This is a genomic window from bacterium, assembly GCA_040753085.1.
Taxonomy (GTDB): Bacteria; UBA9089; JASEGY01; order JASEGY01; family JASEGY01; genus JASEGY01.
On sequence record JBFMHI010000171.1, the window covers coordinates 1 to 5,981 of the forward strand.

A 5,981-nucleotide genomic window follows, 5' to 3' on the forward strand; every position below is an offset into this window, starting at 1 on the left:
CCTTCGTGCTCTTCGTGGTTTATCCTTGATTTTCATCAAGGCAGGCTCTTGTTTACCCCATCCTTTTACCCAATTTGTGGGTAAGGATAAGCATCAAGGGAGGGGAAGCTCTTATGCCGACGCTGTCGGTACAAAAGGAGATGAAACTTAACCCATAGCACTATAATCTGTAATGAGCTTACTTTTTTAACTTGATTGTAGATACCCCTACAGTAAACATCTCAACTTATTTATGTCGTTCACTATAAATGGTGGAGGCGGTGGGAGTCGAACCCACGTCCGAAGATGTCTTGATAGCGACCTCTACGTATGTAGCCCGGGTTTTCATCTCATATCCCTGATCTCCCCCGTGGCTAGATACCAGGGATACCAGCTTATTTAGTTTCGCTGATTCCCCCTAAGCCAAGGAAACCAGCTATCCTGGCTAAGGTGACACCCTAACTCAATCCACCAGGCAAAATCGAGCCGGATGTGGCCGCTAAATTAAGCAGCCAGAGCCAATTCACTGTTGGCGTTTATTTGTTTACCGCCGGTTTTACGAGTGACAAGCGGAATCCTCGATACGCAGCCACTACCCTGATTCATCCCCGTCGAAACCGTTTCGCCCCCTCTATTTTTTATATATCACCGAGATACTTGCTTTATAGAGGTCATACCGTATTTTCCCTCTATCGTATCTTTCATCTGACCTTTCGATTTCTTCTGGCCACTAATAGGGATAATAGGTCAACGAGACTTTTCTATCCTTGAAAGCACCTCAAGATGCCTTTCCTCTCCCTTTCTGTCCATTCTTTCAAGGACACTTGCCAGAAATTCCCTCATATTTCTGTTTTCTTGAGCCATAAACTCCCGCATATCTTTATTTTCGTAAGCAATAAACTCCCGCATATCTTTATTTTCGTAAGCAATAAACTCCTTCATATTCTTATTCTCTTCCGCCATGAACCCTCTCGTTACCTTACCGTTCTGTTTTGCATATATGGCAAAAAAGACCCCCAGGATGGAGGCTAAGGTGCCCCCTCCGGTAACCACCAATCCCAAAATTTCTAAGTAACTCATTATCTCTCCTTATTGTCAATGAGGCTTTTCTATCCTTGAAAGCACCTCAAGATGCCTTTCCTCTCCCTTTCTGTCCATCCTTTCAAGGACAGTTGCTAAGAATTCCCTCATATTTTTGTTTTCTTCTGCCGTGGTTTTAGCAAGGAATTCCCTCATATTTTTGTTTTCTTCTGCCGTGGTTTTAGCAAGGAATTCTCTCATATTTTTGTTTTCTTCTGCCGTGATTTTAGCAGTGAATTCTTTCATATCTTTATTTTCTTCTGCCGTGATTTTAGCAAGGAATTCTCTCATATTTTTGTTTTCTTCTGCCGTGGTTTTAGCAAGGAATTCTCTCATATTTTTGTTTTCTTCTGCCGTGGTTTTAGCAAGGAATTCTCTCATATTTTTGTTTTCTTCTGCCGTGGTTTTAGCAACGAACTCTTTCATATCTTTATTTTCTCCTGCCGTGATTTTAGCAAGGAATTCTCTCATATTTTTATTTTCTTCTGCCGTAATTTTAGCAATGAATTCTTTCATATCTTTATTTTCTTCTACCGTGCTTTTAGCAAGGAATTCTCTCATATTTTTATTTTCTTCTGCCGTGATTTTAGCAGTGAATTCTTTCATATCTTTATTTTCTTCTGCCGTGATTTTAGCAAGGAATTCTCTCATATTTTTGTTTTCTTCTGCCATAGTTTTAGCCATGAACTCTCTCGTTACCTTACCATTCTGTTTTGCATATATGGCAAAAAAGACCCCCAGGATAGAGGCTAATGTGCCCCCTCCGGTAACCACCAGTCCCAAAATCTCTAAGTAACTCATTATTTCTCCTTATCTTTAGCAACTACTGATAAAAATTTGATTTCTGAATGTTTTGACAAAATAGTCAGGGGAGACATCCCCCTGAAACCCCTTTGCACATTCTGAAGATATTTTAGTAGAAATTTTATCCTCACTATACTTTTTCACTTTTTGTCATTCCTGCGCAAGCAAGAATCCAGAAGCCTTGATATTACTGGATTCCCGCTTTGGCGGGAATGACAAGAGGTTATTGTAAGGTATTTATATTTCAAGTAGTTACAAAAAAGTGCAAAAGTATAGTATCCTAAGTCACAAAAATTTAAGCTTCATCCCCTTTTTCCTTTATAATGACACGGGTAACCGCAAATCAACCTCACCCACCTTGGGCAACTGAAGAGAGATATGAGAGAAATCAGTATCTGCCAGGGCCTTGCTAACAAAAAGCACTTCGATTCCCCGCAAGTTCCCCTCTTTATCTAAATCTACTATCACTCGATTAGAGACCCGCACTGTTTTAGCTACTTCTTTTTCATTTAGATAGATATAGATCGCATCGGCTTTTTCGTCATAAGTAAGCTTCATTTTTTCCTCCTAACTGCTCATTACGGTCAAGATTTTGGGTCTCTTGGGTAACGATCTATCCAATCAAGTTTGTCGTAAAGAGCCAAAATGCATTACGGTCAAGATTTGGGTCTCTTGGGTAACGATAAGTACGCCACTTCTATTTTTCTTTTACCAAATTTCTTCGTAGAAATTATTTCACCATCTTTTCCCTCATGCCAATCATCAGGGGAAAGGACTGTCAGTCTAATTGTTCTTCTGATACCCTTCTTTCTTCCATTCTTTCTTCAGCATGTTTAGTATAATCAAATTTAGATTTGACGGACATCTTTCCTTATCTCCAGAATCTACTTTAATTATATCAAGAAATATCATTAAAGTCAAGGAGAATAAGCTCGAAACTTGAATTATTGACAAATTACCGAAGTTATGATATTATTCTGAATCAGTTAGTCGATAAGAGATGATTGGTGCTCAGGATCGGGGGCTAAAGTCCTAAATTTGAAATGAGGAGGATATGTAATAAATGAGATTCGATCGATTTACCTTAAAGGCCCAGGAGGCTGTAGCTGAGGCCCAGCAAAAGGCAGAAGGCCTGGCGCATCAGCAGGTGGATACTATTCATTTACTTTCGGCCTTGCTTTCACAAAAAGAGGGGATCGTCATACCTATTCTTCAGAAACTTGGGGTTAATCCTGGGGCTGTCCAGAGAGAAGCGGAAGCGGAATTGGCCAGGGTCCCTAAGGTTTATGGGGGGGCGGCCGGTCAGCTCTATCTGGCCCCTAACCTGGCCAAATCTTTCCAGACCGCCCAGGAAGAAGCCAATCGACTCAAAGACGAGTATGTAAGCACGGAGCATCTCTTAATTGTCCTCTCAGAAGATAAAGAAGGGGCCGCCGGAAGGGTCATGCGGGAATTTGGGGTGAATAAAGATAATATTCTAAAGGCATTAGTAGATATTCGCGGCACCCAGCGGGTGACTGATCAGACCCCTGAGGACAAATACCAGGCCCTTAAACGATTTGCCCGTGATTTGACCGAGCTGGCCAGAGCCGGCAAGCTTGATCCGGTTATTGGCCGGGACGAGGAGATAAGGAGGGTCATCCAGGTCCTCTCCCGAAGGACGAAAAATAATCCTGTCCTTATTGGCGAGCCTGGCGTGGGTAAGACGGCCATTAGTGAGGGGTTGGCCAGGCGGATTGCCTCCGGGGATGTGCCGGATGGATTAAAAGAAAAACGCGTCCTGGCCATGGACATTGGGGCCTTGGTAGCCGGGGCTAAATATCGGGGCGAGTTTGAGGATAGGCTTAAGGCGGTCCTAGCTGAGATAGAACAGGCCGCCGGTCGGGTGGTCCTTTTTATTGACGAACTTCATACCTTGGTGGGAGCCGGGGCAGCCGAAGGGGCGGTGGATGCCTCCAATATGTTAAAACCGGCTCTGGCCCGGGGAGAGCTTCGCTGTATTGGCGCCACCACCCTGGATGAATACCGGAAATATATTGAAAAGGATGCGGCTCTGGAAAGGAGGTTCCAGCCGATCTTCCTGGCCGAGCCTTCGGTAGAAGATACCATCTCTATCCTGAGGGGACTTAAAGAACGCTACGAAGTTCACCACGGGGTTAAGATCAAGGATGCCGCTCTGGTTAGCGCGGCCGTGCTTTCTCACCGGTATATCTCTGATCGGTTTTTACCAGATAAGGCCATCGACCTGATCGATGAGGCGGCCTCTCGTTTACGCATCGAGATAGATTCCCGACCGGAAGAGATAGACGAAATCCACCGTAAGATTATGCAGCGTCAAATTGAGCGAGAAGCCCTGAAGAAAGAGAAAGATGAGGCCTCCAAGGAAAGATTGGCCAGGATCGAACAGGAACTGGCCGACCTTAATGAAGCTAAGGCGGCTTTAAGCTCCCATTGGCAGAACGAACGTGAAATTATCAGCCAGATGCGGCGGATAAAGGAGCAAATAGACGAGGCTAAACGGGAGGAAGAATTAGCTGAGCAGGCTGGCAATCTGGGACGGGTAGCTGAACTTAGATACGGCGTTATTATCGGACTGGAAAAGGAACTGGCCAGCCAGAGTAAAAGGCTTCAGGAGCTTCAGGGAGTAAAACGGATGCTGAAGGAAGAGGTAGACGAGGAGGACATTGCGGAAGTTGTCTCCAAATGGACCGGCGTCCCGGTAAGCCGATTATGCGAAGGGGAAAGAGAAAAGCTCCTTCGGATGGAAGAGCGATTGCGGCACCGAGTGGTGGGACAGGATGAAGCCATCTCCGCTATCTCCAATGCCGTCAGACGGTCCCGTTCAGGGCTGTCAGACCCAAACCGGCCGATAGGCTCCTTTATTTTTATGGGGCCGACCGGGGTGGGCAAGACAGAGCTTTCCAAGGCCCTGGCCGCCTTTCTCTTTGATGATGAAGCGGCGATGGTCAGGATAGATATGTCGGAGTTTATGGAGAGACACTCGGTGGCCAGGCTTATTGGCGCCCCTCCCGGATATGTGGGTTACGAGGAAGGGGGCTATCTGACCGAAAAGATTCGCCGCCGGCCTTATTCCGTCATCCTCTTCGATGAGATCGAGAAGGCCCATCCCGAGGTATTTAATCTCCTCCTTCAGATACTTGATGACGGCCGTTTGACCGATGGTCATGGCCGAACCGTAGATTTCAAAAACACGGTGGTTATTATGACCTCTAATATCGGCAGTCATTTTATTCAGGAGATGGCCGCCCAAGATCCGGAGGGGATGAGAAAAAGGGTCTTTGAGGCCCTGCGGGCCCAGTTTCGGCCAGAATTTTTAAACAGGATCGATGAGATGATTATCTTTAATTCCCTGGATCAAGCCCGGATCAAAGAGATCGTTGAGATACAGTGGCTTGATCTTAAACGGAGACTTTCAGAGCGAAAGATAGAGCTTACCCTGACTGAGGAGGCTAAGGCCTTTCTGGCCGAAAAGGGATATGACCCTGCCTTTGGGGCCAGACCCTTGAGACGAACCATTCAGAAATTGATTCAGGATCCGTTGGCTCTGAGGATATTAGGCGGAGAATTTAAGGAGGGGGATCAGGTTAAGGTGGATGCAAGGGGCGGGGAGATTATTTTTTGTAAGGTGTAGCTCTAAAGGGAACCTCCCAAGGTTCTGTCTTATCATTATAATAGTGAATTGGTAAATCTCATCTCTAATCTTTACTACAAGGTAAACAGTTATAAACAAGGTTGGATAGGGAAAGGTTGGTGGCTACAAATTAATCTTCAATTATCAAGGTATAAATTAACACTCACAGCTAAAGATAAGCTGATAGGAAGCTGATAGCTGATAGGAATTGCTGATAGGAATTGGCTGATAGGCTGATAGGAATTTTGATTTCAGGGTAATCCGGAAGAAGTGTCATAGAAGTGCCCCCCAGATGTTTCTTAGTGCTTTGAGGCTTGTGATCTTGGATTATAGTATATAAAAATGAGTAAGTCAAGCGAAAAGTTGAGGAAAAGAGGAAAATTTTTAGGGGATGAGGAAAAGAGGAAAATTTTTAGGGGATCGGACCATCAAAGCGGTTGGGCCGCTAAAATTGGCCTAAATTCTA

The 5,981-nt window shown here is 44.9% G+C and carries 4 protein-coding genes and 1 other RNA gene; 1 reads left to right on the forward strand and 4 read right to left on the reverse strand.

The window, feature by feature from the left end; genetic code table 11:
• Positions 1-249 precede the first annotated feature (249 nt).
• The 4 genes from ssrA to AB1797_12655 form a co-directional block, all read right to left on the reverse strand.
• Positions 250-609: a transfer-messenger RNA gene (ssrA, locus tag AB1797_12640) on the reverse strand.
• A 117-nt stretch (positions 610-726) separates the two neighbouring features.
• Positions 727-1,059 carry a hypothetical protein gene (locus tag AB1797_12645; GenBank protein ID MEW5768441.1) on the reverse strand — a complete coding sequence of 111 codons (333 nt, stop codon included), beginning with the start codon at positions 1,057-1,059 and terminating at the stop codon, positions 727-729.
• 15 nt (positions 1,060-1,074) lie between these two features.
• Positions 1,075-1,860, reverse strand: a complete 786-nt coding sequence (locus AB1797_12650) for a hypothetical protein (protein ID MEW5768442.1) — start codon at positions 1,858-1,860, stop codon at positions 1,075-1,077.
• Positions 1,861-2,181: 321 nt separating this feature from the next.
• Complete coding sequence (locus tag AB1797_12655; GenBank protein MEW5768443.1) at positions 2,182-2,421, reverse strand: DUF2283 domain-containing protein; 240 nt, start codon at positions 2,419-2,421, stop codon at positions 2,182-2,184.
• Positions 2,422-2,926: 505 nt separating this feature from the next.
• On the opposite strand from AB1797_12655, the gene clpB reads away from it, so the two are divergent.
• Positions 2,927-5,515 (forward strand): ATP-dependent chaperone ClpB, encoded by a 2,589-nt coding sequence (gene clpB, locus AB1797_12660; protein MEW5768444.1) that lies wholly within the window; start codon positions 2,927-2,929, stop codon positions 5,513-5,515.
• Positions 5,516-5,981 lie beyond the last annotated feature (466 nt).